The organism is Pseudomonas sp. UM16 (assembly GCF_050312595.1).
In the GTDB taxonomy this organism is placed as follows: Bacteria; Pseudomonadota; Gammaproteobacteria; order Pseudomonadales; family Pseudomonadaceae; genus Aquipseudomonas.
Genome location: NZ_JBNPJT010000011.1, coordinates 1 through 25375 on the forward strand (window position 1 = coordinate 1; position 25375 = coordinate 25375).

Genomic DNA, 25375 nt, shown 5'->3' on the forward strand with positions numbered 1-25375 from the left:
GTGGAACTGCTCACCCGCATCGCCTAGCTGAGCGCGCCACCCATATTGAGTTTGGTGGGGTTTATGGAGCGCTTACCCTGCTCCTGCGCATCCAGCGGCAACTCGATCACCCGAGCAACCCCCAGCTCTCCCAGCACGCAGGGGACGCCCATGGCTATGCCTGTTCGCCCGTACTCGCCTTCGAGAATCGCGACCGTCGGCAAAATGCGGTTTCTCCCTTTGGCGATAGCATCGACCATCTCTGCAATGGCCACGCCCGGCGCATCGCAGGCGCTCCCGACCTTCTTCAAACCCAGAATCTCGCCGCCACCCTGCCGTGTGCGCCGCACAATCCGCTCTATCTGTTGATCGGACAGGAAGTGCGCCAGCGGCACCGAACCAACCGCACAGTAGCGCATCAGCGGCACCATGCTATCGCCATGCCCTCCCAGCACCAGCGCGGTGATATCCCGAGCAGAAAACCCTGTCTCCTCGGCAATGAAACATTTCATGCGCGCGGTATCCAGAACCCCCGCCTGCCCGAACACCCTTTTGCGTCCCAGCCCACTGAGACTGCAAGCCCGGTAGGTGAGCACGTCAACCGGGTTCGACACCACCAACACCGTCGCCGCCGGAGCATGCCGATTGATATCCCGCATGATGCTATCGAGAATTGGCAGATTGATACTCAGTACATCCTGACGCGACTGACCAGGCTTACGCGGCACACCCGCAGTAATCACCACCAGGTCAGAATCCTGCAGCAATTCGGCATTGGCGCCGCCGTACACCCTGGTATCAGAACCTGACTCAACGGCCGCCTGCCAGAGGTCCAGCGCCTTGCCCTGTGCCAGCTCACCCTGAACATCAATCAACATCAACTCACGACAGAACTCTTCCCGGGCAATGATCTGCGCCGCCGCCTCACCCACTATTCCGGCACCCACAATTGATAGCTTATTCACCTCGCACCTCCCTGCGGGTCGCGCCACCAGCAGCATGCCCGCCTGTACAGAGAAGTATTACCCGCGAATGCTAAAAGACCACCCGAAGGTGGTCTGTGGTTGTTTTACCTACTTTTCGCAATTCCCATAGCAACCCTACTTTAGCCTCTGATAAGCCCCATTGGCCGAGCCTTGTGGCCTTTTAGCAGGCTGTTCCAAGTCTAGCGTTATCCGCCGTGAAGGGGACGGCGTATTACCTGTTCTGAGTTGTACGCACTGCTGTTGTCGAGATCTCAAGCACCTCACTGTTACTAGCAGCAGTCTTCGTGAAACGCCTGACGCAGCGGTCCACACTCCAATCCTCGCCTATGCTGATGGCATCCTTGCCCAAGCTGATGACCTGGGGGTGGTTCATGGGTTTCGTGAGAAAGGCCGCAGCGCTGGTAGCGCTGATTGCTGGGCATTCAGGTGCCGTTTGTGCGCAAGAAATACCAAGGGAAGCGCAACCCTGTGTCGCCTGCCATGGCGAACGTGGCGAGGGTACAGCCCAGGGACCGATGCTTGCCGGGCTATCTGAATCATATATCGACACTCAGATCGACCACTTCATTTCCGGGCAACGCCACAACGTGTTGATGACGCCGATGGCGCAAGCCTATACCGATCCACAACTGCGCAAGCCGGTCGCGACCTATTTCGCCAGCCAAGGAAAACAGCCGCAATTGCAACTGCGAGGCGATCGTCTGGCTACTTCGCCCGCCGAACAGCTCTATTACCAAGGCGACTCATCACGTGACCTTCCAGCTTGTTACAGCTGCCACGGTCCAGCGGCAGTGGGGGGCGGCCCCTTCCCGCGGCTGGCCGGTCAACAGGCGGACTACCTGAGTTCGCAGTTGGTGGCTTGGCAGAAGGGCGAACGGAAAGGTGATCCCGATAACATGATGGGCATTATCGCCAAAAGATTGAACACAAAAGAGATTCAGGCGCTGGCTGGTTACCTGGCGGCAATTCGGTGAGGAACCAAGCATGATATTCGACCGTTGCTGGAAGACGATGTTGCTTTGGTGTGCACTACCAAATCTGGCCCTTGCGGCATATCCGGACATGCAAGAAGAGATTGCCGCCCAGCCCAAAGCGGCAGACATGCACTACTTCACTCCGCGAGGTATGTCCCGCATTCCCAGCGGGGCTTTTGGTGACAAAGTGCGCAAGGGTTATGAATTGTTCGTTAATACCCAGCAACTCAAAGGCCGCTACGTCGGCAACACCCTCAACTGCACCAACTGTCACCTGGATGCAGGTACCAAAGCCTATGCCGCGCCAATGTGGGCTGCCTACCTGGCCTACCCCGCATTTCGTAAAAAAGATAACCGAGTGAACAACTTTGCTGAGCGCATTCAGGGTTGCTTCAACTACTCGATGAATGGGAAAGCACCCGCCATTGACTCCCCCGAGTTGGTGGCCATGTCCGCCTATGCTTATTGGCTCCTGATGGGCGGTTTACTGGATATGTTCGGCATGCAGGACAAACCAGTACCCGAACTCAACGATCAGCAGCTGCAACTGGGCGGCAAAGATGAAACCTTCAGCCTGCCCGGGCCTCTGGCAGGACGCGTCAAGATGGCTGGGCGCGAGCACATGCCGGGGCGGGCTTTCGCTACTCTGGCCGAGCCGCCCCAGGTCGCTTCGCCGTCACGTGGTCAACAGGTCTACAGACAACACTGCGCGGTATGCCATGGCGACCAAGGCCAAGGACGAGAAATGGCCGGCGTACCAGTGCTCCCTGCACTCTGGGGCCCGCAGTCCTACAATTGGGGCGCAGGAATGCACCGAGTCAATACCGCAGCTACCTTCATCTTCGAGAACATGCCACTGGGTAAAGGTTTGCAACTTACTGTTCAGCAGGCGTGGGATGTGGCGGCCTTCATGAACAGCCGTGAGCGCCCGCAGGATCCCCGTTTCGACGGTGACCTGAGCAACACGGCCAAGAAATTTCATGGCTCGGACCAAGGGTATTACGGCAAGAGCGTAGAGGGTGCCCCCTTGGGAAGTCAGGCATTTCCTGCCGGGATTCAGCCCTAATTGCAGACAGATGTCCAGACAGTCGACCTCTTTGCTCCCCCCATATTGCAGCTCCAGCTACCTGTGGTAGAAGCATCGGTCGCGCCAAAACTGCAATTCGAGCACCATATTTTTCCTGAAGCAGGGATAAGCGACTTGATGAAGGCTAAGTATTGAACGTGAGAGCAACGCCATGACCATACATGACAGTTGGAAAGTTACATGCCAAGACCCAGGTGATGGCACCGGCGATGTCATCGTTGACCTTCCATCCGAACTACTGGAGCAACTAGGTTGGAAGGTAGGAGATGTCTTGGTCATTGAGACGAGCGAGCGAGGTATCTCACTACGGCTCAAGCAACAAGACAGCGACACTTCGTCCTAAAAATGCCTCTTCACTCCATGATGTACTCTGTCGCTACTATTCTCACGGCGCTCCCAGAACCGTCTGGATTGCTGCTCGGCTGAACGCACAACCGCGTTCATCATCGAGCACCTTTACTAGGGAACTACCCTAGAGATGCACGCACAGGCTACCGGGACAGTATTTAGTTACTTTGCCGACCAAGCGACTATTACTAGCACCTACAAGGGCGACTGGATCCGCATTGGCAATCAAGTAGGACGCGTGACGGGCACCGACACCATCGAACCGTTTTATCAGTGCGTGGCCACGGAGGAGAAATTCTCGCTGGCTGGCCGCGTAGCAAGGCGAGCCCCAACCTCGGCGCGCGCACGACGCTTCACTTTGGTTTTTTTGGGGGGGGCCGGTGCGATGAGAGGGGAAGAGTCTAGTTATGTCGAGCTTGTTGACTATCTAAACAAACTGTACGGAGGAGCACGGAATGCCCTACTTGATCATTGCACTCGATCATGAGGCGATGGAGGATGCACGCGAGCGAGTCCGCCATGCGCATCGGGCTTACCTAGCATCCTATGGCGAGAGGTTGCTTTCATCTGGCGCGATATTGGATGAGGCAGGTGAAATCATAATTGGTGGTGCATCACTGATCGATACAGAGAGTCGGTCAGAGGCGATAGCATTTGAAGCCAACGACCCATATGCCAAGGCCGGGATCCGTGCTCATGTCGAGATCATTCACTGGCGCTTACGTTGGCGGATGGGGCAGTTCAATGAAGGGGGCCACCATCCGAAAAAATGACGCTCTTTTCGCTGATGCTGCCTAATGGCTGAAAGCAAGGACAAGCAAACGTCCGCTTAGGGTCGGGTAGCGCCATCAGCCGTTGTGATGATCTACCCTTGTCCTCCCTCAACATGGAGGACGAGCCATGAACACTATTGCTAGATACAGCCATCAGCCTTGGAACACAGGAAACCGTGTTGAGCAGAAGCCCCTCTCTGAGCGTGGTTGCAAGGTCAAGATCGATGCCAAGCGAGATGAGTACAAAAAGGAGGTCAAGAGTAATGGCGATGATTGATCCGATCCAGCTTAGTTTTTGATGTGTGCCTCGCTATAAACGGCTCCGGGAAGAGGACGACAGCAAAGTAGTTACCTAACCTGCGCGCTGGGCGCGTTCCGACTCATCCAGATGCTCTAGCAGCACCGCTATCGTCGCATTCCGCAGCTTGATTGCCGCCATCCAGTCCGGCCCTTGCGCCAATAGCGGGAAGCAGACGTTGACGTGGAGTGCACCGTGTCGTGGGAACCACTGACCATCGCGCAGCACCCTGCGCGTACCGCAGATTGCGACCGGCAACAGCGGCACGCCGGCACGCGCGGCGAGCACGAAGGCACCCATATGGAACGTTCGCAGGCCTGGCTCACGGGTAAAGGTTCCCTCGGGGAAGAACACCAGGGACTGGCCAGTCTGTAGCGCCTCGGCCAGGGACTCGGTGTCTGCGGCGCTACGCTGGAGATCGAAGCGTTCGACGAAGCGGGCACCGAGCTTGCGCAGGAACCGGCCGGCGATCCACTGCCCATCCAGTTCGCGCTTGGCAACGAAACTGAATCGCGGCGGCAGGGCCGCGCAGAGTATGACGCCGTCGAGGTAGCTGGCATGGTTTACGGCCAACACGCTCACCCCAGACTCAGGCAGGTGCTCCAGTCCCTTGACGCTGAACGGCACCCCCGTCAACCACACGAACAGCCGTGCGGCCATGCGGGTAAAGCGGCGGCACCAACTCTGGCGCGGCAGGATCGCGACACCCAACCAGGTCAGGGGGGTGACCAGCCAGAACAGCAGCCAGATATAAGCGGCATACAGCGCCGTGCGGCAGGTCTGCCAGCGCCGGCCGATATGTCGGCGTACGGCCTGCATCACCAGGCGCAGAAGCTGGCGCCACACGGCGAGGTGTGGCCGCCCCACCTCGCCGCGCTCATACAGTTCGCGACTGGCCGCACGGCGAATCTTGCCGCTGGAGGTCTTCAGTACGCTATGCGGTGGCGCCAGAACGATATCATCGGGCGACACACCGGTGAGGTCGACCACAATGCGGTTGACCTCCTGCTGCAGGTGTTGCCGCGCGGCAGCGTCCTTTTCGTAGCTCTCCGCCAACACCACCAGGCGCTCGGTGCCGGTGGCGGGGTCAGGACTGCCGAACACCGCAATGCAACCTTTGCGCAAACCGGGCATATTGCCGACCGCCGCTTCGACATCGTAGGGATAGATGTTGCGCCCGGCACGGATGACCAGATCCTTGGCGCGACCGGTTAGGTAGACCTCACCGCCGGCCATGTAGGCGAAATCGAGCGAGTCGAACCAGCCAGCACGCAGCACCCGGCCAGTCTCTTCAGGGTTTCGATAGTAGCCATCGGTGGTGGAAGGCCCGCGAAACTGCAGGTGACCTTCGTTGCGCTCGGGGAGTTCGACCCCACTGGTGTCGACGATGCGAATCTGGTGGCCCGGCAGCGGTCGGCCGCTGGAGACAAAGCGCAGCACTGCGCTGGCATCCGCTGCCGCAGGCCGTGCTATGCCGTGGAGCTGGAACGCCTCGCGCTGCACCCGGTCGATCAATGGCCCTCGGCCCAAGGGCGGAAAGGCCACACCCAACGTGGCCTCGGCCAACCCGTAGACGGGGGCCATCGCCGTAGGTGCAAAGCCGTAGCGAGTAAAGCGGTCGGTGAATCGCTGCAAGGTATCCGGGCTGACCGGCTCGGCACCGTTGAAGGCTACGCGCCAACGGCTCAGGTCCAGACCCTGGAGGTCTTTGTCGGGAGTTTTGCTCAGGCACAGTTCGTAGGCGAAGTTGGGCGCCGCCGACAACGTACCGTGCAAGCGGTCGATTGCCCATAACCAACGCGCCGGTCGCGCAAGGAAAGCCAGCGGCGACATCAGCACCAGGCTGTAGCCGTAATACAGGCTGCCCAGCCAGGCGCCGATCAGGCCCATGTCGTGGTACATCGGCAGCCAGCTGACGAATACGTCCTGCGGCCCCACCTTCAGCACCCCACCCATGGTGCGCAGGTTGGCCAGCAGATTGGCGTGGCTGACCATCACGCCCTTGGGCTGGCCCGTGCTGCCCGAGGTGTACTGCAGGAATGCGATGTCATTCGCTTGCCGTGGCGGTGTGACACACTCGCCGCCCTCAGCTGTCAGATCGGCCACACTGGCGATGTGAGTCAGGCTCGGGACCTGTGACTGGAGCAGCCGGGCAAGCAGTTTCGCTTGCGTCACGGTAATCAGCACTTTGGCTTCGGCGTTTCGCAGGATGCCGGCCTGACGCTGCAGATGATCCTCTATCTGCGACAGGCGTAGCGGTGGATAGATGGGCACCGGCACACCACCGGCCAACAGGATGCCGAAAAAGCCATGGAGAAAATCACGGCCGGTGGGCAGCATCAGGGCGACGGTCTGACCGGCGAGCAAGCCACAGCGTTGCAGCCCGGCGGCAACGGCCAGGGCGCCCTGGTGCAAGGTGCCATAGCTGATATCGTCCTGCTGGTCATTTTCGCCCAGCAGGCGCACATGGAGACGCTGCGGCTGCTGGCGTACATGCCAGTTCAGTACTTCGATCAAGGTTTGCGCTGCGTCCGGCGTCTGCGCTGTTGTTGTCTGGGCCTCGATGGCGTCGCTGGAGGGCAACGGACGTATGACCTCGGCGCCATGTCTGCCGTGCAGCACGTACAGTACGTCGGCGGGGGTTTCTGCCGAGGCGAACAGGTTTTCCGGTAGGTGCACACCGAATTCGTGCTCGATACGCGACCAGAGTTCGACTCGAGCCAGGCTGTCTACGCCCAGGTCCCGGTCCAGCAGGCTGTGCAATGTGACTTGCAAACCTTCTGCCGCTCGCGGGTGCAACTCGACTACTGTGCGCTGGACAATTTCGAGCAATTTTTCCGCGCTCCCATCGTAAGGGGGAACGGCGGAGGGTTCTGGAGGCGGACGAGACATCGGCGGCCCCTCATGACAGGAAACTCTGCGTGTAAATCCTTGCCAGTTGCCATTATACGCTCGCAGGATCGGTGGGCCAGGGCTAGGCTCAATACCAGTCAGCTAAGGACTTTGAGACAACATTGCACCTGTAGCGAGGGGGCTTTCCGCCACAGGCCAGTAGAGAGATCGCCATGCCAGCCAGCCTTGCCCCCGGAGTGACACGCCGAGAAATCTGGGCCTGGGCGATGTTCGACTTCGCCAATTCCGGCTACACGACGGTGGTAATCACGGCTGTGTTCAACGCCTACTTCGTCGCGGTGGTAGCCCAGGGCGAAGCCTGGGGTACCCTGGCCTGGACCAGCGCCATTGCCCTCTCTTATGCCCTGATCATCCTGACCGCGCCGCTGGTTGGCGCCTATGCCGACGCCTTCGCCTGTAAGAAACGCCTTCTGCTGTTCAGTACGATCGGTTGCGTCGTCTTTACGTCCGGGCTCGCGCTGGCAGGACCGGGGGAACTCGGTGTCGCGATCCTTTTCATCGTGCTATCCAATTTCTGCTTCGGCAGCGGCGAAAACCTGATCGCCGCCTTCCTGCCCGAACTCGCCCGTGCGGATGCCATAGGCAAGGTGTCCGGCTGGGGCTGGGGATTCGGCTACATCGGCGGCCTGGTCAGCCTGGGCGCCTGCCTGGCCTTCGTCAGTTGGGCCCAGACGCAGGGCCAAACTGCAGCGCAGTTCGTGCCGGTGTGCATGCTGATCACCGCGTCCTTGTTCGCCGTCGCCAGCCTGCCGACCTTCCTGCTCCTGCGCGAACGCAGCCAGCCGCAGCCCGTGTGCGGCGACACGGCTATCGCGCAAGCGGTGCTAACGCGCTTCGCGCAGACGCTGCGCGAAGCCGAACGCTATCGCGACCTACTGCGCTTCCTTGCTTGCACTGTCTGCTACCAGGCCGGTATCTCGGCAGTGATCACCCTGGCTGCCATCTATGCCAATAAGGTCATGGGCTTCAGTACCCAAGACACGCTGCTGCTGATCTTAGTGGTGAATATCACGGCCTCCATCGGTGCAGTGCTGTTCGGTTGGTTGCAGGACCGCCTCGGCCATCGCGCCACACTGGCGCTGACCCTGCTGGGCTGGCTCGGCATGGTCGGTCTGGTCTGGGTCGCGCGCGGCCCCGAGCTGTTCTGGCTGGCAGCCAACCTCGCCGGTTTGTGCATGGGCGCCAGCCAATCGGCCGGACGTGCGATAGTTGGTCTGCTTGCGCCGCCGACACGGCTTGCGGAGTTCTTCGGCCTCTGGGGGCTGGCGGTCAAACTCTCGGCAATCCTCGGCCCCATGACTTACGGCCTGACCAGTTGGCTGTCCGCAGGCGATCACCGTCTGGCGATGCTGATTACTGGCAGCTATTTCGTCGTCGGCCTGCTGATCCTGGCTAGCGTCGACCTGGAGCGCGGGCGGCAGATAGCTGTCAGCCGTACCGAGAGTCTCGAAGATTGAGTGTGTGATGGGGACCCATTGCGTACAAAGAATCAACCCGCCCCTGACCGTCGGCTTCGGGTCGTTCTTTGCCGGTCATAATTACGAAGCGTGTTGGTCAAATCGGATGCAATCCGTGGTCAGGTCGAATGCAAAGATTGGGAAAGTTGAGTGCAATTTCGCAGTTTTCCAAGGATTAAATGCAAGATATGCGTCTATGGCGGCTAATCTGAGCCGAAAATCGCGCTGAATTCGAGCACGGCCATTTTCGTATGCTAGCCGTGACAGATGCTGGTCGGGTTCTACGAGATGCGCAATGGGATAACGGACTCCACCATTTGCCTGCGGCACACCCGTGAGGATCGCTAGAATACGAGGCTCCATGAGGCCTTGCGTAACCTTCTGATCGTGGCGAGAAAGGAGCAACTTGATGTTTCCAAAGAAATTGATCGACGGCTTCCGTGCTTTCCAGGAAAAGCGTTTCATCAACGAGCATGAGCGATATAAGCTCTTGGCCGAGAAAGGCCAACATCCAGAGATTATGGTGATTGGATGTGTAGACTCGAGGGTGTCGCCGGAAGTCATATTCGACGCTGCGCCCGGCGAATTGCTAGTTGCTCGTAACGTTGCCAACATTGTTCCACCTTACGAGCCGCATGGCGACACGCAGCACGGTACAAGTGCTGCGCTGGAGTTTGGCGTGCAAGCCTTGGGCGTAAAGCATATTGTCGTACTTGGTCATGCGCATTGTGGCGGCATCCGGGCTTTCGCCGACGAGCAGGAGCCATTATCGCCAGGCGACTTCATCGGACGCTGGATGTCGCAGATTGCTCCGGCGGCTGAAAGCCTCGGGGATAAAGAGCGGCATGATCGCGACGAATATTTACGCAAGCTCGAATTCGCATCCGTCGAACTCAGCCTAAAGAACCTGATGACATTCCCTTGGGTGAAAAGTCACGTGGAGCAAGGGGAGTTAGAATTGCATGGAGCATTCTTTGGCGTAGCTTCCGGTCGCCTGTTGGTTCGTGATCCGAAAAGTGGTGTCTTTGAACCAATCGACGGCACATTCCAGAGCCGTTTGCCTTCGGCACCTTAGATCTCAGGACGACACCTTGGGCAAACTGTGAAGGATCGTGATGCAATCTGCACAATAGTGGTAGACACGACCCCTGAAGGTCCATCGACGTGCCTGATGAACGCTTCGTTAAGCGTAGGTTGGGGTTGGGGAATTTTTTTGTTGCGGCTGTCGAAAAGCGTCGAAACCGTTCGTCTAGATGATGTCGACACATCGAGTTCATCCACGTTGGCAACAGGAGCCCACCATGAGCACCACCCTAAATCCCTATCTCAGCTTCAACGGCAATACTCGCGAGGCCTTTGCATTTTACGAATTGGCGCTCGGTGCCAAGATCGAAACCATGATGAGCTACGCCGACATGCCTGCTTCCGCTAACTCCGACGAAGGCTGTAGTAGTGGCTACGCTCCCGGAGGAGACAGCATCATGCATGGCTGCCTGGTGCTGCCCGGTGGCGCGATGCTGTTTGCCGGCGATACCCCACCCGGACTGCCATACGAAGGGATCAAAGGCGTGATGCTCGCACGCCAGTACGACACGATCGACAAGGCCCACAGTACCTTCCACGCTCTGTCGCAAGGTGGCCAGGTGACGATGCCACTGGCCCCTGCTTTCTGGGCCAAGACCTTTGGCATGCTGACTGACCGCTTCGGCGTGAACTGGGCCGTCAACGGCGAACCGGTCACGTTCAAGTAATACCGTCGAGCCAGGGGAAGGACGTGGGCAGGCCAACGAATGGTTGCCAATTTTCAAGCTGATTTTCTCGACCTGGTTGGTGGCCTCTTCATTCGTGTCTACACTGTGAGTAGCTGAAGGACCAGCCCCCGTCAGCAAAAATCCCGTCTGCCATAACGGGATTTTTGTTTTTCGGCCATCTCATTGCGCAGAGAATGGCTAAACTTCTTCAACAAAGCAGCAGGCTCAGGCTAAGCGCAAGTAAGGGCACTACGGCCGCAGCGGGTTGGCAAGTCATGAACGTTGAAGAAAATGCATTGCTACTACGATCAATTATCGCTCAGCTTTCGGTCGACAATCCATGCGACTCCGCATCGCTTGCAGGAGACCAACACCTTGTTCTTGAGGGGTTGAGGGGCCTAAAGGAACTGAATATGGTTTCCGGAACCTTCACCTACAGCGGAGTGCGAGACCCTTCCGGGTATCTTCTGAAGTCAGCTCAGAACATACTTTTGACCAAGCGTGGAGCGTTATTTAGCCCATCAAAATGACTTCTAGCGAAAGGCATTATTCAGACGGGCTATTTTACTTGGCTGTAACTATCTCTCGCCCCAATACTCCAGGGGCGGATTATGACGTCAAAAAATAGGTGCTCGTGCCATCGGTCGCCTTCCTTTTAAGCTTTCTTGAAGCCATCAAAATTGATAGCTAATAGTTAAAGCTCCGGCCAGGGAGGTATCAGTAAATGTTACTAAGATACGTTATCGTTCCCGCTCTCCCAGATACCCCGAACGCGCTTCACAGGAACGAGCGGCTTTGTTCCGATGCTATTCAGAATGCTTACGACATCTACGATAACCAGGAAAAACAAAGGCTTAAACCGAGCTACCCGACACAGAAGGAAGCAGCCGCCGAGTGTGAAAAAATGAATCAAGGAGTGATTTTCGATCCTTTGCAGAGTTATGCACTCTTGAAAACTTGATGAGCTATAGTTCCTCGTTGATCACAAACTGGCGATGGCCCCTACCAATGGTATCTTCGCGACATTATCACCTATCTAGATAGGCTATCCGAAGACGCGACAGCGCTTTATTGCCTACTCTGAGGGCCGTTTCCATGTTGCATTAATGCGTGCACAAAGGCTATGTAATGTCCAGAACATCAGCTCTCTTCGGAGCAGCGTCGAGTGCTTGTACTGCGTTACCCACTTCTTTGTATTCGTTCCAGAATCGCTCAAGTGCGCTCATTCCGCCAGCTAACTGAACAGCTCGAATCACTCCGGCGTGAACAGCTACAAACCTCTTCACCTGCAGCTCCAGTGTTTTCATATCTTGCCTTGCCTTGCGTTTGCCAGTTTTCCAGCTCGCACAGCAGGTGGTGACAAATTGGCGCCAATCGCGCGTGTGTCTAACTGCCTATGCCGGCTCTCGGTAACGAAATTCATTCTGGCAGGGTTGTGTGTGAATGCCGAGGCGTTCTTGAGCAAATGATGCATTACCCACGTACACGCATGACGCTATCGAAATGGCAATTAACCATTTGTCGCTCCAAAGGAAAATTTGCGTACCCTATACGCTTTTCTCGACTAATACTGAGATTTAGTCCCGCTTGGGGAGGCTCACAAAATGCTTTCAAGGTTCGTTGTTGTTCCGGCTGTTCCGATTGAGAAAGAGTCATTTCGCATTGGCAACCGCTTCTATGCAGAAACCGTTTCAGGTGGCTTCGATATTTATGACAACAAGGAGAAAAAACGTCTGAAACCGAGCTACCTTAAAAAATATGATGCAGAAGTAGTCTGCGAATTGAAGAACAAGGAATCTTATTGCACCTACGAAATCTCCGCTAAATTGTGAGCTAGACAATTTACTGCTAGCCACACAATCTCGAGCCATGGCACAAGTTAAGACTCAGGACGTTGCTCGTATAACCCGAGATCAGCGAAACGCTCGACCAGGGTGCAATCTGCTTCACTCCAAGTTCGACGATATACGTATTTAGCTCCACTGCGTGGTTTGATTGAAGCCACCAAGATCAGATTCAGACCATCTTGGGGCGCAGCAGATCAAACACCTATGAGCGCAGTCCAGCAAGCCAGAGCCGCGATATAGGTACTATTGCATCAACTACAGTCCGCCTCTAATACCCAATGGAGAACTGGCCTTGGCAATTGCAATAATCAATAAAACTTGACCCGCCTTTTCATGGTGGTATGTATGTGCAAGCCAGTCTCAGTTGGCTAATTTTTTTGGGCGGCGGCATTCTTTCACACCTCTTTCACACTCTTGATGGCATAGTACTGAATCGCCCCTGATTTCCTAGACACTCTCCAAGCTCAGAAAATAGCGTTTCTCATACTCTACTGGCGACAGCTGCATAGCACTGCTGTGTCGGCGTTTAGGGTTATAGAACATCTCGATGTAATCGAAAATATCACTTCGGGCTTCGTCACGCGTTGCGTAGATCTTGCGCCGGATTCGCTCCCGCTTCAAAAGCTGGAAAAAGCTCTCGGCCACGGCGTTGTCGTGGCAGTTTCCTCGGCGACTCATGCTGCTAATCACGTTGTTGGCCTTCAAGAAACTTTGCCAATCCGAGCTACTGAACTGGCTACCTTGGTCTGAGTGGATCATCACTTGCTGCTGTGGCTTGCGTCGCCACACGGCCATCAGCATGGCGTCGATGGCTAGGTCGCTGCACATCCTGGGCTTCATTGACCAACCGATGACTTGGCGAGAGAACAGATCCAGCACAACCGCCAGGTACAGCCAACCTTCATAGGTACGGATGTAGGTGATATCGGTCACCCAGACCTTATTCGGCTCACTGACCTTGAACTGCCGCGCGAGGTGGTTGGGCGAGGCCACTGTTGGTTTTCCACCGTAAAACCCTGGCCGCCGCCGATAGCCAGTTTGCGAACGCAGTCCCTCTGCTTGCATCAAACGACCGACTCGATTCCGCCCACATGTCTCTCCTAGCTCTCGCAGGTCATCGTGAATTTTGCGGTAGCCGTATACGCCTCCGCTTTCTAACCAGGCATGCTTGATCAAGCCAAGCAGGCGTTGATCTTCTTTGCCTCGGGCAGATTGAGGCTCGGCCAGCCAAGCGTAGTAGCCGCTGGGATGCACCTTGAGGGTTTGGCAAAGGCGCCGCACTGGATAATCCGTCGAGTGCTTCTTGATGAAGGCGTACTTCAGCCGCACTCCTTGGCAAAGTACGCGGCGGCCTTCTTTAAGATGTCTCGCTCTTCCGTCACGCGCTTGAGTTCAGCGCGCAGCTTACGCAGCTCAGCCTGCTGATCGTCGTCTTGCTGACGCTGCTCTTGGGGCTTGCTGTAGAGCTTGATCCAAGCGTAAAGGCTGTGCACGGACATGCCCAGGCGCTGGGCGACATCGGCGACGGGTTTGCCTTTCTCGGTCACTTGCTTGACCGCTTCGATCTTGAACTCTTCGGGGTAACGCTGACGACTCATGGCACCTCCTATTTGGGCCTCATTATGAGGCTTGGAGGTGTCTACGAAACCAGGGGCGATTCATACTTCTACTCCTTGTGGTACCTTAGGCCCGCGCTCCCTGTGCGGGCTTTCTTTGCCTTCGATTTAAATTGCGTCTGGAAGACTCCCTCACTCCCAGCGCTGAGGTGTTCATTTCTGGAAAAACGACATCGATCTGCTAGAGTTTAGATCAGCTGAAGGACCAGCGACCCGTGCGGAAAAGCTGCCCGCCCAGTGCGGGCTTTTTACTTTCGAACTTATGTCGAGATTGGCGGCCTGCACCGCTAGGATGACAAAAAAACCAAATACTTTGCGTTTCACAGTCATCCACGTCTTTGCGCGTGATTTCACTCTATCTCACAATGCAATACAGTGCTGCCGGTCGCGACAGGCTTGACTAGCGTGGATGTGCAAAATTGAAGCTGTCCACATTCCATGAAATGTGGACAGCTTCAAACGAAGGCTTAAAAAATATTCAACCGGTTATTCGAGAAATGGGATTCTCAGGCGCTTAGCCTGTTAGGTCCGAATCAATCTATGGGCTGGTATCAGCGACCACAAAAGCTTGGCTATAGGAGAAAAATTCCTTTTACTCAGTCCGATGAATACAGGAGATTTTGTCGAAAACCAGACCTGTAGGTTCGAGCCCAATGGATTGAGAGCAAGACAGGTGTAAAGATTGTAATTTCATAGTGCGACTGGACAATCCCTTCCATATCCACCATGGGTTCGCTTCGATTGGAACCCCCAACCGCTTAATTCCCTATGGCAGCCATCAAAGTGCCGTTTCGCCTTCTCATGAACATAAGTGCAAAGTGCAGGTCAGCAGAGCTACAACAATGACCGTTTGCCGGGCGCACATAAAGAAGCGCCCGTCTGGGACGGGCGCTGGCATTGCCTTACTTCTTCATCTTCTCTTCAATCTTCTTGTCTACGTCAGCGCGAACCTGGTCAATGCTGAAGCTCGCCGGACGCTGGCTTGGCGGATACTCAACAAAGGTCTGCAGGAAGGTTGCCGCTTTGCGGGTACCCTGGAAGACCAAGTAGTCGTTCTTGGTCATCCAGTCATAGTACTGGTCTGATACCACGTCTGCCCGCTCGTACGGATCCATGCGCAGGTTGAACATTTTCGGCACCCGCAGGCAGGTGAACGGTTCGCTCCACACGGCAAAGCCACCGGGGGCGCGCTGCTCACAGAACACCAGTTTCCAGTCACCGAAACGCATGGAGACCAGCTCACCATCGTCGTTAAAGTAATAGAACTCGTTGCGTGCGCTCCTGTCGGCTTTGCCCGTCAAGTAATCCAGCTGGTTGAACCCATCCAGGTGCACCTTGAAGTTTTTGCCGCCAACATCGGCGCCCTTGAGCAAACGCTCCTTAATGTCGGTGTCGCCTACCGCTGCCAGCAGCGTCGGGAACCAGTCTAGGCCTGAAAACATCTGGGTGGAAATCACATCGGGTTTGACCTTGCCGGGCCAGCGAATCATTGCCGGTACCCGATAGGCACCTTCCCAGTTGGAGTTCTTCTCGTTGCGGAACGGTGTGGTTGCCGAGTCCGGCCACGACCACTGGTTCGGTCCGTTGTCGGTGGTGTAGACGACGATGGTGTTGTCGGTAATCTTCATATCGTCAAGCGATTTGAGCAGTTTGCCGACGTCACCGTCATGCTCAAGCATGCCGTCGGCATACTCGTTGCCGGGCATGCCGCTATGTCCCTTCATCGATTCACGCACGTGCGTGAAAGCGTGCATGCGGGTGGTATTCATCCAGACGAAGAACGGCTTCTCCGCCTTGACCTGCTTCTCCATAAAGTTGATCGCCGCCTGAGTGGTCTCGTCGTCGATGGTTTCCATGCGCTTTTTGGTCAGCGCGCCGGTGTCCTCGATCTTGCCGTCGGCACTGGACTTGATCACACCGCGCGGAGACGCCGCTTTGACAAAGTCCGGGTCATCCTTAGGCCACAGTTCGCGTTCGGGCTCTTCTTCGGCGTTGAGATGATAAAGGTTGCCGAAGAACTCATCGAAACCGTGATTGGTTGGCAGGTACTCATCTCGGTCACCCAGGTGGTTCTTGCCGAACTGGCCGGTGGCGTAGCCTTCAGCCTTGAGGGCCTGGGCGATGGTGATGTCACGCGCCTGCAAGCCAACCGGTACCCCCGGCATGCCGACCTTGGACAGACCGGTACGCAACGGTGTCTGCCCGGTGATGAAGGAGGAGCGACCTGCCGTGCAGCTGTTCTCGGCATAGTAATCGGTGAACATCATGCCTTCCTTGGCAATCCGGTCGATGTTGGGGGTTTGATAGCCCACCACACCCTTGCCATAGGCACTGATATTGGTCTGCCCAATGTCATCACCAAAGATCACCAGGATGTTGGGTTTTTCAGCGGCCTGCGCGCCACTCATCACCGCCGCCACGCTCGCGGCAAGGGTCATTGTTGTTATCCATCGTCTATTGAGTTTCATAGGGGCACTTTCTCCGTCTCACGTTTACTGGCATCGGCCACGACTACGTGCATCAGAGGTCCCCATTTGGAAGGTTCCCTGTGCGCCTGCGGATTTTCGTTTACTCGTCCTCGATTCTGTCGAAGGGATAGATCCGGCGCCATTCGCGGGCCATATCCACCCCTGCTCCGGTGGAATACCGCCGACCTCCTCGGCGAACGCGCGCATGAACGCGACTTCACCACCGGAGACAAAGTAAGTCTTGAAGCCATTGGCCCGCAGGTAGTCCATCAACTCCAGCATCGGCTGGAAGACCATCTCGGTGTAGGGATTACCAGACTTGGGATGCTTGGCCGTAGTCAGCCAGCGCCGGGGCTGGTCAATGAAGGCCTCGGTGCTTATGCCTGAATGAGTGGCCGCGACGATTTTCAGCAGACCGTCCATGTCACTGTCAGCTAGATCTTTCTGGTTGCCATTGAGCACAGCCTTGAACGGTTGCTGGGTCTTCCACTCCGGATGTTTCGGGGCCAGTCGCTTGACGTCATCAAGGGCAAACAGCACCTCGAAATACATCGGCTGTTCGCTCCACAGGTTGCCGTCATTGTCGAACACTGCAATGCGCTCGTTCGGTGCGACAAAGTCTTTACCGCCCTCTTCGGTGACGGCGCCGCCAAACTGTTCGATCGCTTGGCGCGAGGCCGCGCTGTACCACGACTGCAAAGGGGCCGGTGCCTGAGCCCAAAGCGGCAACAGACTCAATAACCAACGCAGCTGTGACATCTGAGGCATAGGATATCCTTGAACATTTCCCTGTTTGCCTGGCTCGTGTGAGTCAGGGATTCAATGGTTTGAGTTCAAGCTGCGAATCTTCAACCTTGCTTTGGTTCATCTGCCGCCGTGTCTGCGCCAGCATTGAGCAAGTCTAGTGAATGTTTTTTCGCTTCGTCGGAAAATTCTGACAGCGTGCGCTAACCGCTACCGCGTCAAACCCAAAGGTAGTGCCCGATCAATTGCGGTTGCCGGGTAAGTATTTACACTCCAGCTCTATCGGCTCGGCTGAAAGTTGTGTGTCGCTGAAACGTAGTGATTGAGATGGCCAACTCACGAGTCGAGCTGAAGCTGCCATCAAGTAAGGAAACCTGGGGTGGTTCACCGTTTACCTGCCTGCAGGTGCCAAAACTGCTCGACCTGCGCATCGACCTTTATGGGCTGCCAGATATGGTCTCGAACCAGTACTACGACGGACTGACCAACAACACCTAACTGCTGTTCCAGGGTGAACGCAAGGCGGCAGCCTTCCTGCAGACCGTTGTCCAGTATCCGCCAAGCCAGCGCCCATCATTGACGGGCGCTTTGCTTTTAATTTTGGTGCGGGAAATCCGGATGACCAGTGATGGCACTTAGTCTTCTGAGTCAATAGCTTGCAAATGGGTTTTGGATGATAGGGATGAACATGAAGCGTAAGTTGAAGTCCGCATCGTAATCGTCACCCTTGATAACGCTGTACTGGAACTCTACCGCCCACCGCACCGGCAATGAGCCAAATTTAGTGACACTCGAGTAACCCAGACCGATAGGGAAGTTCACTTTTTCGCCACTGTCGGCTTTCCAGTTGACGCGTATGTTAGGGGTCATGCCTACCAGCTCTGTGCCGCTCAACCGATAGTTCAGGAAGTATTGGATATCGGTTTGGCTAGTATCCTCGCGGTCGCTGTCACCTGAGTACGACCACCAATGCTGGGCCAGTGCGCCGATGTTCCAGCCTCCAGGGTTAGGCGCCAAGGAAACCAGCAGGAGTGCCGGGCCAGCTTGATATTTGCCCTGGCCGAGCACATCGTGTTCTGCCGTTGGAAAAATCTGCGTGATACCCGCTCCCCACACTAAACCATCATCGCGAGCAGGTCCTGCGAGGGTCATCAGTGCCGTATCACCAAAGCCGGTTGTACGGTCATTGAACGGGTAGTTGTGGCTGGACAAATCTGAGCTTGGAATATTTCCAGGGCGTCCCTGTAGCGCATCACCGAAACTCTCGTCCATAGGAGTTGAGGAGTATTGAATGACTGGACGAACAATCAGGTTCCAGTCATCTTCACCAAAACTGATCGGGAAGGACATTACCGGTTGGAAGTTCGTGGTGTTGGTCCAGCGGCCGTTGCTGGGCAGTGCGTCGTTATCACCATCCTTGTGGGTATAATCATTTTGTAGCCACAGCATCCACGCCGCGCCCAACGGGTTTGCAGACATTTTTGCGAGCTTTTCAAGCTCGGCTTGGCTAGGACCTTTAGAGGTTTCTTTATCGGCTGCCCCAGGTGCTTCAGAGGTTTTTTTGTCTGTACCGACAGTTGGCGATGAATTCTCGGTGGCCGCAAGAAGCTGTTCTGGGAAAAGGCTGGTAAGGGCTGCTATCAATGCGATACACGCTGATAGATTGATTGCAGGTGTATTTTTATTCATCATAAGTGCCTCTTTTAGAAATACCGGATAGGTGGCCTTGATACGGTAGACAAAAAAGCGCAAGTTTTTCATTCATCAACGCTTTAACTTTCTTCTGAAATAATTAAGCCTATATTCTTATTTTTAATATCAAGCACTATGTATACTCCTGGAAATTATTAGCGTTGTTTAAGGTGTCTGGAGGCGGTGGAGGTTAGCTCAAGAGAGCAATACGCTCTGCATGTAACCCCTTCGGGCCTCGCACCCTTTGGTACGAGACCTTTTGGCCGTCGGTTAGCGTATCCAGCCCTTCACCACGAATGCATTTGTAAGATGCAAATAAGCTCTCTCCACCCGCATCTGGGGCGATCCTGCCGTGACCTGTTTCATCGTTGAACCACAAAACCTTACCTGTTTCCATGCCAGTTTCCTCCTCATGTATAACGACTCGAAGCATCCTGATCTAGTGTAGTCTGAGCATCAGATTGACCGGCACTGACCACTTACGAGTTTGCCAATTGTAGGTTGACTTGGTGTTCACCTCCGACCAGTCTCCAGATATGGTCGGCCAGGATGCCCCATTTCCAGCCATTGGGTTGCTTCGAGGCAACAGCCATGCGACCGCCCCCAAGAATCCAACCGCAGTCCATGGGCTTCGCCAGTTAGATGAAAAACTCTGGGTAACATCGACAGTGCTGGACTTGTTCGTGACGCCGTTGGGTGCCAGGTCGTATTGTTCATTGACTGGCAGGATAGTACGAGAAATCAGGTCCCACTCGTTGTGCACTGAAACGGCAGTACTGACTCTATATTGGTGATGCTGCACATGCTCTCACCGCTTGACCCCAGCAACACAGGGAGCGCTTTTGTGCCGGCAGCGGTGGCGGAGATAAACGGAAACGATTACGCCCGGAAAATGGCAGAGCAGACGGGGTCTCTAATTAACTGGTTCTTCAATTTTTGCATCAACCGCAAAGTGCGCATCTGGTCAATGCTGGAACTGGCAGGGGGCTGACTCGGTGACACCCGCCGGATTACTCATCAATAGGACACCTCAAGGTCAATCCATTGATTACGGCCTGCCGGCAATGTCGGCAGGCCGAAGGCCACGCCTTAGTGCCTGGTCTTGAGTTGCTCGAACGACTTAACAATGTCGAGGGCCCAACCATCGAGCACCGCCCGTGCGTCTTTGGTCGTCATCACCTGGTCGGAGTTATCCAGGTCGGCTCCAGCACCTTTGCGTACCACTTGGTTATTTCTGCATCGAGGAACTGCGCTTCAGTCGAAAGGCTGGTGTCCTGGTCGCGGATACCGGTAGCGGCACTCACACCGGCAGCAACCAGAGCGATCGGGATCACTTCATACGGGCGCAGCCCCTTGGTCTTAGCACTCACCGCAGTGATTGCCGGCCGCACGACCAACACACCCTAGCCAGGGCCCTTAGCCAGAGGCAATACTTTGGAGAACTGGGTTTGCAGGGCCTGGTTGTAGTACTGAGTGATGCCTTGCAGGGTGGCGTCTGGGATTTTCTCCGTCGCCTGTGGCTTAGGGTACAACTGGCTCGGCTCAACGTAGACGCGACTAAACTTGTTGGCGTCCACTTTCGGGTCAATCCAGAGCATTACGGATGCACGTGAGGGGGATTTCTCCTCCTTCACGGCACTGTAGTGTTTGAGAAAGCCGGAATATTGATCAGGTTCAACATATTTGCTGGCGCAACCCGAGAGCACCGGAGAAAGCTCGCACCACGATGCGGCAAGTGATTTGAACTGCAAATAGAACTCCGATTTAACCAACTGGCTTAAGTCTGAAACAGCAAAGGTCAACGACTTTGCATGATGGCGGCGGCAGTCCATTTGCCGCCGCCATCTCCCCGTAGATGGCGAGTTACGGCGTCACGATGTTGAACCAGAGATCGAAGTTGTCCAGGTAGGACACCAATTCATTGAGCTTATCTTGCGCGCCATCGACCTTGATATCCCCGGCCGCCAACGCATCCTTCAGTGAGGTTTCCTTCAACACGATTTTGTTCAGAGTGTCGCGGGTCAGGGTTACGGTGGCATCGGCGTCTTTTGCTTGCACACCTTCGGTGTGGTTGAGCACACCATGTACCATTTCCAGCGAATACTTTTGCTTCAAATCAGTGAAATCGAAGTTGAGCGAGAGGCGCTTGCCTTCGGCTTTCGGCGCATTGAGACGCATGGCCAGGAAGTCGAAGAACAAATCCAGGTCCATGGCGCGCACGGTGTCAGGGCTGGCGGTGTCCGGGGTTGGCAGTTTCATCACACCTTCGCGAAGCTCCTTGGCGCCGGTGAGATAGAAGTTGCGCCACGGCCCGCTCTCGGCTTGGTAACCCAGCTGTTCAAGTGCGTCGGCCTGAAGGTTCTTCGCCGCCTGATTGCTCGGGTTGGCAAACACCGCATGGTTGACCACCTCGGCCACCCAGCGGAATTCGCCCTTGTCGTAGTACTCCTTGGCCTTCTTGAGCAGCGCTTCTTCCCCGCCCATCATGTCGACGTAATGTTTGGCACCTTCTTCCGGCGGCAGTTCGTTCAAGGTCGCCGGATTACCAGTGAACCACCCCAGGTACAGCACGTAGGTCGCCTTGACGTTGTGGTTCAGCGAACCGTAGTAACCGCGGTTGGAGAAACGCGTGGCGAGTTCTTTCGGCAGTTTGATCTGCTCGGCGATCTCAACCATGGTGTAACCTTTGTTGGCCAGGCGCAGGGTTTCGTCGTTGATATAGCGGTACATGTCGCGCTGAGACGCCAGTTGATCACGAACTTCCTTGCCACCCCAGACCGGCCAGTGGTGCATGGCAAACATCACCTGAGCCTCGTCGCCCCACATCTTCAAAGCTTCGTTCAGGTATTTCGACCAGGCCAACGGGTCACGGATCTTGGCGCCACGTAGCGAGTAGGTGTTGTGCATGGTGTGGGTGGAGTCTTCGGCAGCGTTGATCGCCTTTTTCTCCTTGATGTAATAGAGCATTTCGGCCGGTGCTTCACTCCCGGGGGCATACAGAAACTGATAGGTCAGGCCGTCGATGACACGGGTGTCGCCGGTTTTCTCAATGATGTCGGTCGGCGGAATCAGTGTCACGGTACCGGCCGAAGTGGTGCTACCCAGGCCCGCGCCCAACTGCCCTGTCGGGGTCGGTGGCAGCAGGTTGCCGTACATGTAGCTGGCACGCCGGCTCATGGCCGTACCGGCCATGACGTTTTCGGCTACCGCATGCTCCAGGAAACCGAGAGGTGCATAGATTTTGACCTTGCCGGACTTCACGTCCTCTTCATTCACCACGCCGCGCACGCCACCATAGTGGTCGACATGACTGTGAGTATAAACCACCGCCACCACGGGCTTTTTCGGCCGGTGCTTGAAGTAAAGTTCCAGAGCAGCCTTAGCCGTCTCGATAGAAATGAGCGGATCGAAAATGGTGATCCCTTCTTTGCCCTCGACGATGGTCATGTTCGACAGATCGTAGTTGCGGACCTGGTAAATGCCGTCGGTGACCTCGAACAAGCCCGAGATATTGATCAACTGGGACTGACGCCAGAGGCTGGGGTTGGTGGTATCAGGCGCCACTTCACTTTCTTTGATGAAGGCATATTTGGTTGGATCCCAGATCACATTGCCTGAAGCGCCTTTAACCACCTCGCTAGGCAGTGGGGCAATGAAGCCTTTATGGGCCAGCTCGAATGAGGTCTTGTCATTGAACGGTAGCTCTTTGAGCAAGGCATTGTTAGCGGCCTTCGTCGCCTCCGAAGCAGGCTTCGGCTTATCTGCCGCCACTACTTCGGTGGCCAGCGCGAGAGCGACTACCAGTGAGCATGTCACGCCCGCCACTTTCCGTGCTTTTGAAACACTACGAGGGAAGAACTGCCTTGACGTCATTTCTATACTCATTTCTATGCTCCTGCTAGTCGGAAATCGCACTACCAAACCGGTAAGCGCGAGCATAGGTAAACTTAGTAGATATTCTTCAAATGACTACTTTTGACACGGTCGCGATCAAACGGCTAGAGTTGGTGCTGCGGTTGAAGGAGATTTCACAACCACCTCACGGAAAATGCGCTTGCGGCGAATCAGCAGATCGAAAGAAATAGCGATAGGTGGTTGCTGCGGTGTGATTTCTCGACACTCAGAGACTCAGATTTTTCCTGATGAGCAATGTCGCAGACGTCGAAGCCGTATCGCCCCTTCACCTTCGCTGTCATGTCCGCGAGCAACTCGAATTAGCGCTAACGGTACACATACTGAAATCTAACGAAAAGGCCTGCAGCAAGTGGCGCAGACCTTGTATTTTCAAGTCCTACGCCATTGGTGGCTGCCCGACTCTGTATGCATGATTAGGCGTGCTATTCGTCAGATCTGTTTTGCTCTGATCATTCCAGTACAACAATGAAATCTCCCACTGACTAGGCTAGGACCTTACCTGGCAGTCATTGAAAAAGAGTCTGCCCAGCTTGGCTGTTGCCCCGACTCCTGCCTGAGCCTCGTTTAGAATGTCACGAGAGAAGTAATCTGCAAGCCGTGCACGGCTCTCTATCTCCTGCCGGATGTAGTCCGGCTCTATGTTAGGGAGATCTCGACGAAACGAGGCTCGATGGACCAATGCAGCAGCCTGGAAAAGCGCGTCAGAAAGCCTAAGGTGATCGAGACCCAGTGATGCGCACGCCTCAAGGATCGGGACAGCATCGCTTTCAGTCCGATCGGTGAGTCGTTGGTCCGGCAAGGAGGAGTACTTTCGAAGATGTTCTACATAATGGCGTAGAGAAGGGATCGAGATAGCGACAGAATAGTGCTTGTTGTACCAAGGTCCGATGAAGTCGATCTCATCTTGGGTGATTGCCATTTCCTGGAAGTAACCGGCCCAAGCTTCTTGAACCTCCTCATCAATACGCTCGGCACCGAGGTTGGTCAGGTATTCATTGAGCCGATTAACCAAGCGGAAAAAATCTAGTCGAACAGGTGAGTCACGATACTCATCCATAAGTCTGCTCCAAGGTTGAAGTCGCACATGAATTTCCACCTGCATGGTAAAGGTGGTCAAGTCGGCCAGCAGCTACGGCCTCCTGATTCCCACCTTGGCTGAAGAATGGCGTAGTACGGCTTCGATTACAGCTCCGTAAACGGATGAGATTCAGCACTAGCTGACAGCCGTGCTCCAAAGCGCAGGTGCAGGGCAGGCCCGCCTGTCGAATCAAGCGCGATCGAAGCACACTTCCAAATCAGCAGAGCAGGTCTACGCGAAGCACCGTGTAAACCACTTTTTTCACTGTAAGCAACTGTGGTTTACAGTGAAAAAAAGTGCTTTACACCTCAGCAGTTCAGAGCAAAAGAGCGGTGGCGATGAATCGCGGATATGATCGGATTCGAGTCGAAATCTGCGGGCGCTCAGTCTTATTGACTGACAACAGAACCTGCTTTCTTGTGTTTCTTTCCAAAACCAGTTTTGCATTCGCTGATGGCATTTTTTAGCAGTTTAGACCTCCGAAGGCCAGAGCTGCTCGCACCTGTGCTAAATCTTGGCAAAGGCCCTGCGTGTCCAATAAGACTTTCAAGCTCCAGCGAAACCCGAACTAGTGTTTTAAAAGAAGCCCGAACGGCGGTATGAAATCTTTCAGAACGGGCGTTCATGGCTGAAAAGGCTTTATCCACTGCTTCGATCGATTCCTCGGTCCACTGAGGGTTAGATTCAGCGTCAACCCCTCCTTCATAGCCTGGCAGAGGCCTATAGCCAGGCAAGATTTCTGACTTATGATGTACTAGCTTATTCCTTGCCTTATTGAGCGCGTGCAGCTCATTTAGCACTGGCTCCTCCGACAGTGACTGTCCGCAAATCATCTGCGGGACGATTCGCCACTTACCGTCAAGGTTGGCCTTGTCTAAGGCACTTGCGGCCTTGTCGCCAAGATTGATAGTAGCCAACTCGAAGACACTGGACTCCAAAGCCATTGCCGTGAAGACGATGCTTTTGATTCCGTGCTGGGTCATGCGATGGTCCTGCTCCACTCGTTTGGCGGAGTATCCATCTGCAGGTGGCTCAGGCACCCGGTTGTGGTGGTCTTTCAAATAGAGACTGTATGCTTCTTCCGCCATCTCCGCATAAACGTGTGTCAAGGTACTGGCAAGAGCCCAGGTTTTTTGCACATGGAAGGTCTTTTCGAAAGTAGCGATGAAATCGTTCACACAGCAAGTCCTTGATAGATGAGTGATTGTGCATTCTGTAAATGTCGTACCGGTGCTGCGAACAAGGTGGGAAGGATAGATGTACGATTCAGAGATCCTCTGAGGTTAGGGCGGGAGGTTGGCTGCCCCTTCCAAAACCTCACCGCTAGCCCATGCCCATATGATGAGAAGCCCCCAAGATGCAACAAGGCTGATGAAACACTAAAAATAGCGAAAGCCGATTGGAGATGCTCTATCTCAAGGAATAGAGATGATTGCAACATTTCTGTTG

At 55.3% G+C, this 25375-nt stretch carries 19 protein-coding genes and 2 pseudogenes; 9 read left to right on the top strand and 12 right to left on the bottom strand.

Annotated elements, in window-relative coordinates:
• Nucleotides 1–23: 23 nt before the first annotated feature.
• Nucleotides 24–944: a malate dehydrogenase gene (locus ACQRAX_RS14365; protein ID WP_412040332.1), complete on the bottom strand. Its 921-nt coding sequence runs from the start codon at nt 942–944 to the stop codon at nt 24–26.
• Between the two features lie 305 nt (nt 945–1249).
• On the opposite strand from ACQRAX_RS14365, the gene ACQRAX_RS14370 reads away from it, so the two are divergent.
• From ACQRAX_RS14370 to ACQRAX_RS14385, 4 genes are all read left to right on the top strand, one after another.
• Nucleotides 1250–1939: a c-type cytochrome gene (locus tag ACQRAX_RS14370; protein WP_412040333.1), complete on the top strand. Its 690-nt coding sequence runs from the start codon at nt 1250–1252 to the stop codon at nt 1937–1939.
• Nucleotides 1940–2027: 88 nt separating this feature from the next.
• Nucleotides 2028–3005: a c-type cytochrome gene (locus ACQRAX_RS14375; RefSeq protein WP_412040334.1), complete on the top strand. Its 978-nt coding sequence runs from the start codon at nt 2028–2030 to the stop codon at nt 3003–3005.
• Nucleotides 3006–3829: 824 nt separating this feature from the next.
• Entirely contained in the window at nt 3830–4147 is a 318-nt protein-coding gene (locus ACQRAX_RS14380; protein ID WP_412040335.1) for a YciI family protein, read from the top strand.
• A 127-nt stretch (nt 4148–4274) separates the two neighbouring features.
• Nucleotides 4275–4424 carry a hypothetical protein gene (locus ACQRAX_RS14385; protein WP_412040336.1) on the top strand — a complete coding sequence of 50 codons (150 nt, stop codon included), beginning with the start codon at nt 4275–4277 and terminating at the stop codon, nt 4422–4424.
• 75 nt (nt 4425–4499) lie between these two features.
• Here ACQRAX_RS14385 and ACQRAX_RS14390 read toward each other — a convergent pair whose 3' ends face one another.
• Entirely contained in the window at nt 4500–7277 is a 2778-nt protein-coding gene (locus tag ACQRAX_RS14390; protein WP_412040337.1) for an AMP-binding protein, read from the bottom strand.
• A gap of 233 nt (nt 7278–7510) precedes the next feature.
• Here ACQRAX_RS14390 and ACQRAX_RS14395 point away from each other — a divergent pair, with 233 nt between their 5' ends.
• The 3 genes from ACQRAX_RS14395 to ACQRAX_RS14405 all read left to right on the top strand — a co-directional run bounded on the left by ACQRAX_RS14395 (nt 7511) and on the right by ACQRAX_RS14405 (nt 10566).
• Nucleotides 7511–8815 carry an MFS transporter gene (locus ACQRAX_RS14395; RefSeq protein WP_412040338.1) on the top strand — a complete coding sequence of 435 codons (1305 nt, stop codon included), beginning with the start codon at nt 7511–7513 and terminating at the stop codon, nt 8813–8815.
• Nucleotides 8816–9224: 409 nt separating this feature from the next.
• Nucleotides 9225–9890: a carbonic anhydrase gene (locus ACQRAX_RS14400; protein ID WP_412040339.1), complete on the top strand. Its 666-nt coding sequence runs from the start codon at nt 9225–9227 to the stop codon at nt 9888–9890.
• A 226-nt stretch (nt 9891–10116) separates the two neighbouring features.
• Nucleotides 10117–10566 carry a VOC family protein gene (locus ACQRAX_RS14405; protein WP_412040340.1) on the top strand — a complete coding sequence of 150 codons (450 nt, stop codon included), beginning with the start codon at nt 10117–10119 and terminating at the stop codon, nt 10564–10566.
• A 1121-nt stretch (nt 10567–11687) separates the two neighbouring features.
• On the opposite strand, the gene ACQRAX_RS14410 is transcribed toward ACQRAX_RS14405, so the two are convergent.
• Nucleotides 11688–11873 carry a hypothetical protein gene (locus tag ACQRAX_RS14410; protein WP_412040341.1) on the bottom strand — a complete coding sequence of 62 codons (186 nt, stop codon included), beginning with the start codon at nt 11871–11873 and terminating at the stop codon, nt 11688–11690.
• Between the two features lie 297 nt (nt 11874–12170).
• Here ACQRAX_RS14410 and ACQRAX_RS14415 point away from each other — a divergent pair, with 297 nt between their 5' ends.
• Nucleotides 12171–12398 (top strand): hypothetical protein, encoded by a 228-nt coding sequence (locus tag ACQRAX_RS14415; RefSeq protein WP_412040342.1) that lies wholly within the window; start codon nt 12171–12173, stop codon nt 12396–12398.
• A 462-nt stretch (nt 12399–12860) separates the two neighbouring features.
• On the opposite strand, the gene ACQRAX_RS14420 is transcribed toward ACQRAX_RS14415, so the two are convergent.
• From ACQRAX_RS14420 to ACQRAX_RS14430, 3 genes and pseudogenes are all read right to left on the bottom strand, one after another.
• Nucleotides 12861–14011 (bottom strand): IS3 family transposase gene (locus ACQRAX_RS14420; protein WP_274071371.1). Its coding sequence is split into 2 segments (ribosomal slippage): nt 12861–13768 and nt 13768–14011, totalling 1152 coding nucleotides; the frame shifts between segments, so codons are not numbered across the junction.
• Nucleotides 14012–14931: 920 nt separating this feature from the next.
• On the bottom strand, nt 14932–16497 hold the full coding sequence (locus tag ACQRAX_RS14425; protein ID WP_412040343.1) for an arylsulfatase: 1566 nt from the start codon (nt 16495–16497) through the stop codon (nt 14932–14934).
• A 162-nt stretch (nt 16498–16659) separates the two neighbouring features.
• A pseudogene (locus ACQRAX_RS14430) lies at nt 16660–17265 on the bottom strand (HAD family hydrolase); the annotation flags it as partial.
• A gap of 303 nt (nt 17266–17568) precedes the next feature.
• On the opposite strand from ACQRAX_RS14430, the gene ACQRAX_RS14435 reads away from it, so the two are divergent.
• Complete coding sequence (locus tag ACQRAX_RS14435; protein ID WP_412040344.1) at nt 17569–17739, top strand: hypothetical protein; 171 nt, start codon at nt 17569–17571, stop codon at nt 17737–17739.
• Between the two features lie 150 nt (nt 17740–17889).
• Here ACQRAX_RS14435 and ACQRAX_RS14440 read toward each other — a convergent pair whose 3' ends face one another.
• The 6 genes and pseudogenes from ACQRAX_RS14440 to ACQRAX_RS14465 all read right to left on the bottom strand — a co-directional run bounded on the left by ACQRAX_RS14440 (nt 17890) and on the right by ACQRAX_RS14465 (nt 25104).
• Entirely contained in the window at nt 17890–19002 is a 1113-nt protein-coding gene (locus tag ACQRAX_RS14440; RefSeq protein ID WP_412040345.1) for a hypothetical protein, read from the bottom strand.
• Nucleotides 19003–19123: 121 nt separating this feature from the next.
• Entirely contained in the window at nt 19124–19366 is a 243-nt protein-coding gene (locus ACQRAX_RS14445) for a cold-shock protein (RefSeq protein ID WP_412040346.1), read from the bottom strand.
• A 656-nt stretch (nt 19367–20022) separates the two neighbouring features.
• Nucleotides 20023–20684, bottom strand: a pseudogene (locus tag ACQRAX_RS14450) (DUF3313 domain-containing protein).
• A gap of 112 nt (nt 20685–20796) precedes the next feature.
• The gene (locus ACQRAX_RS14455; RefSeq protein WP_412040500.1) at nt 20797–22806 is read right to left on the bottom strand and encodes an alkyl/aryl-sulfatase; all 2010 of its coding nucleotides are present in this window, start codon (nt 22804–22806) and stop codon (nt 20797–20799) included.
• Between the two features lie 529 nt (nt 22807–23335).
• The gene (locus ACQRAX_RS14460) at nt 23336–23905 is read right to left on the bottom strand and encodes a hypothetical protein (protein ID WP_412040347.1); all 570 of its coding nucleotides are present in this window, start codon (nt 23903–23905) and stop codon (nt 23336–23338) included.
• A 410-nt stretch (nt 23906–24315) separates the two neighbouring features.
• Entirely contained in the window at nt 24316–25104 is a 789-nt protein-coding gene (locus ACQRAX_RS14465) for a hypothetical protein (protein ID WP_412040348.1), read from the bottom strand.
• Between the last annotated feature and the right edge of the window lie 271 nt (nt 25105–25375).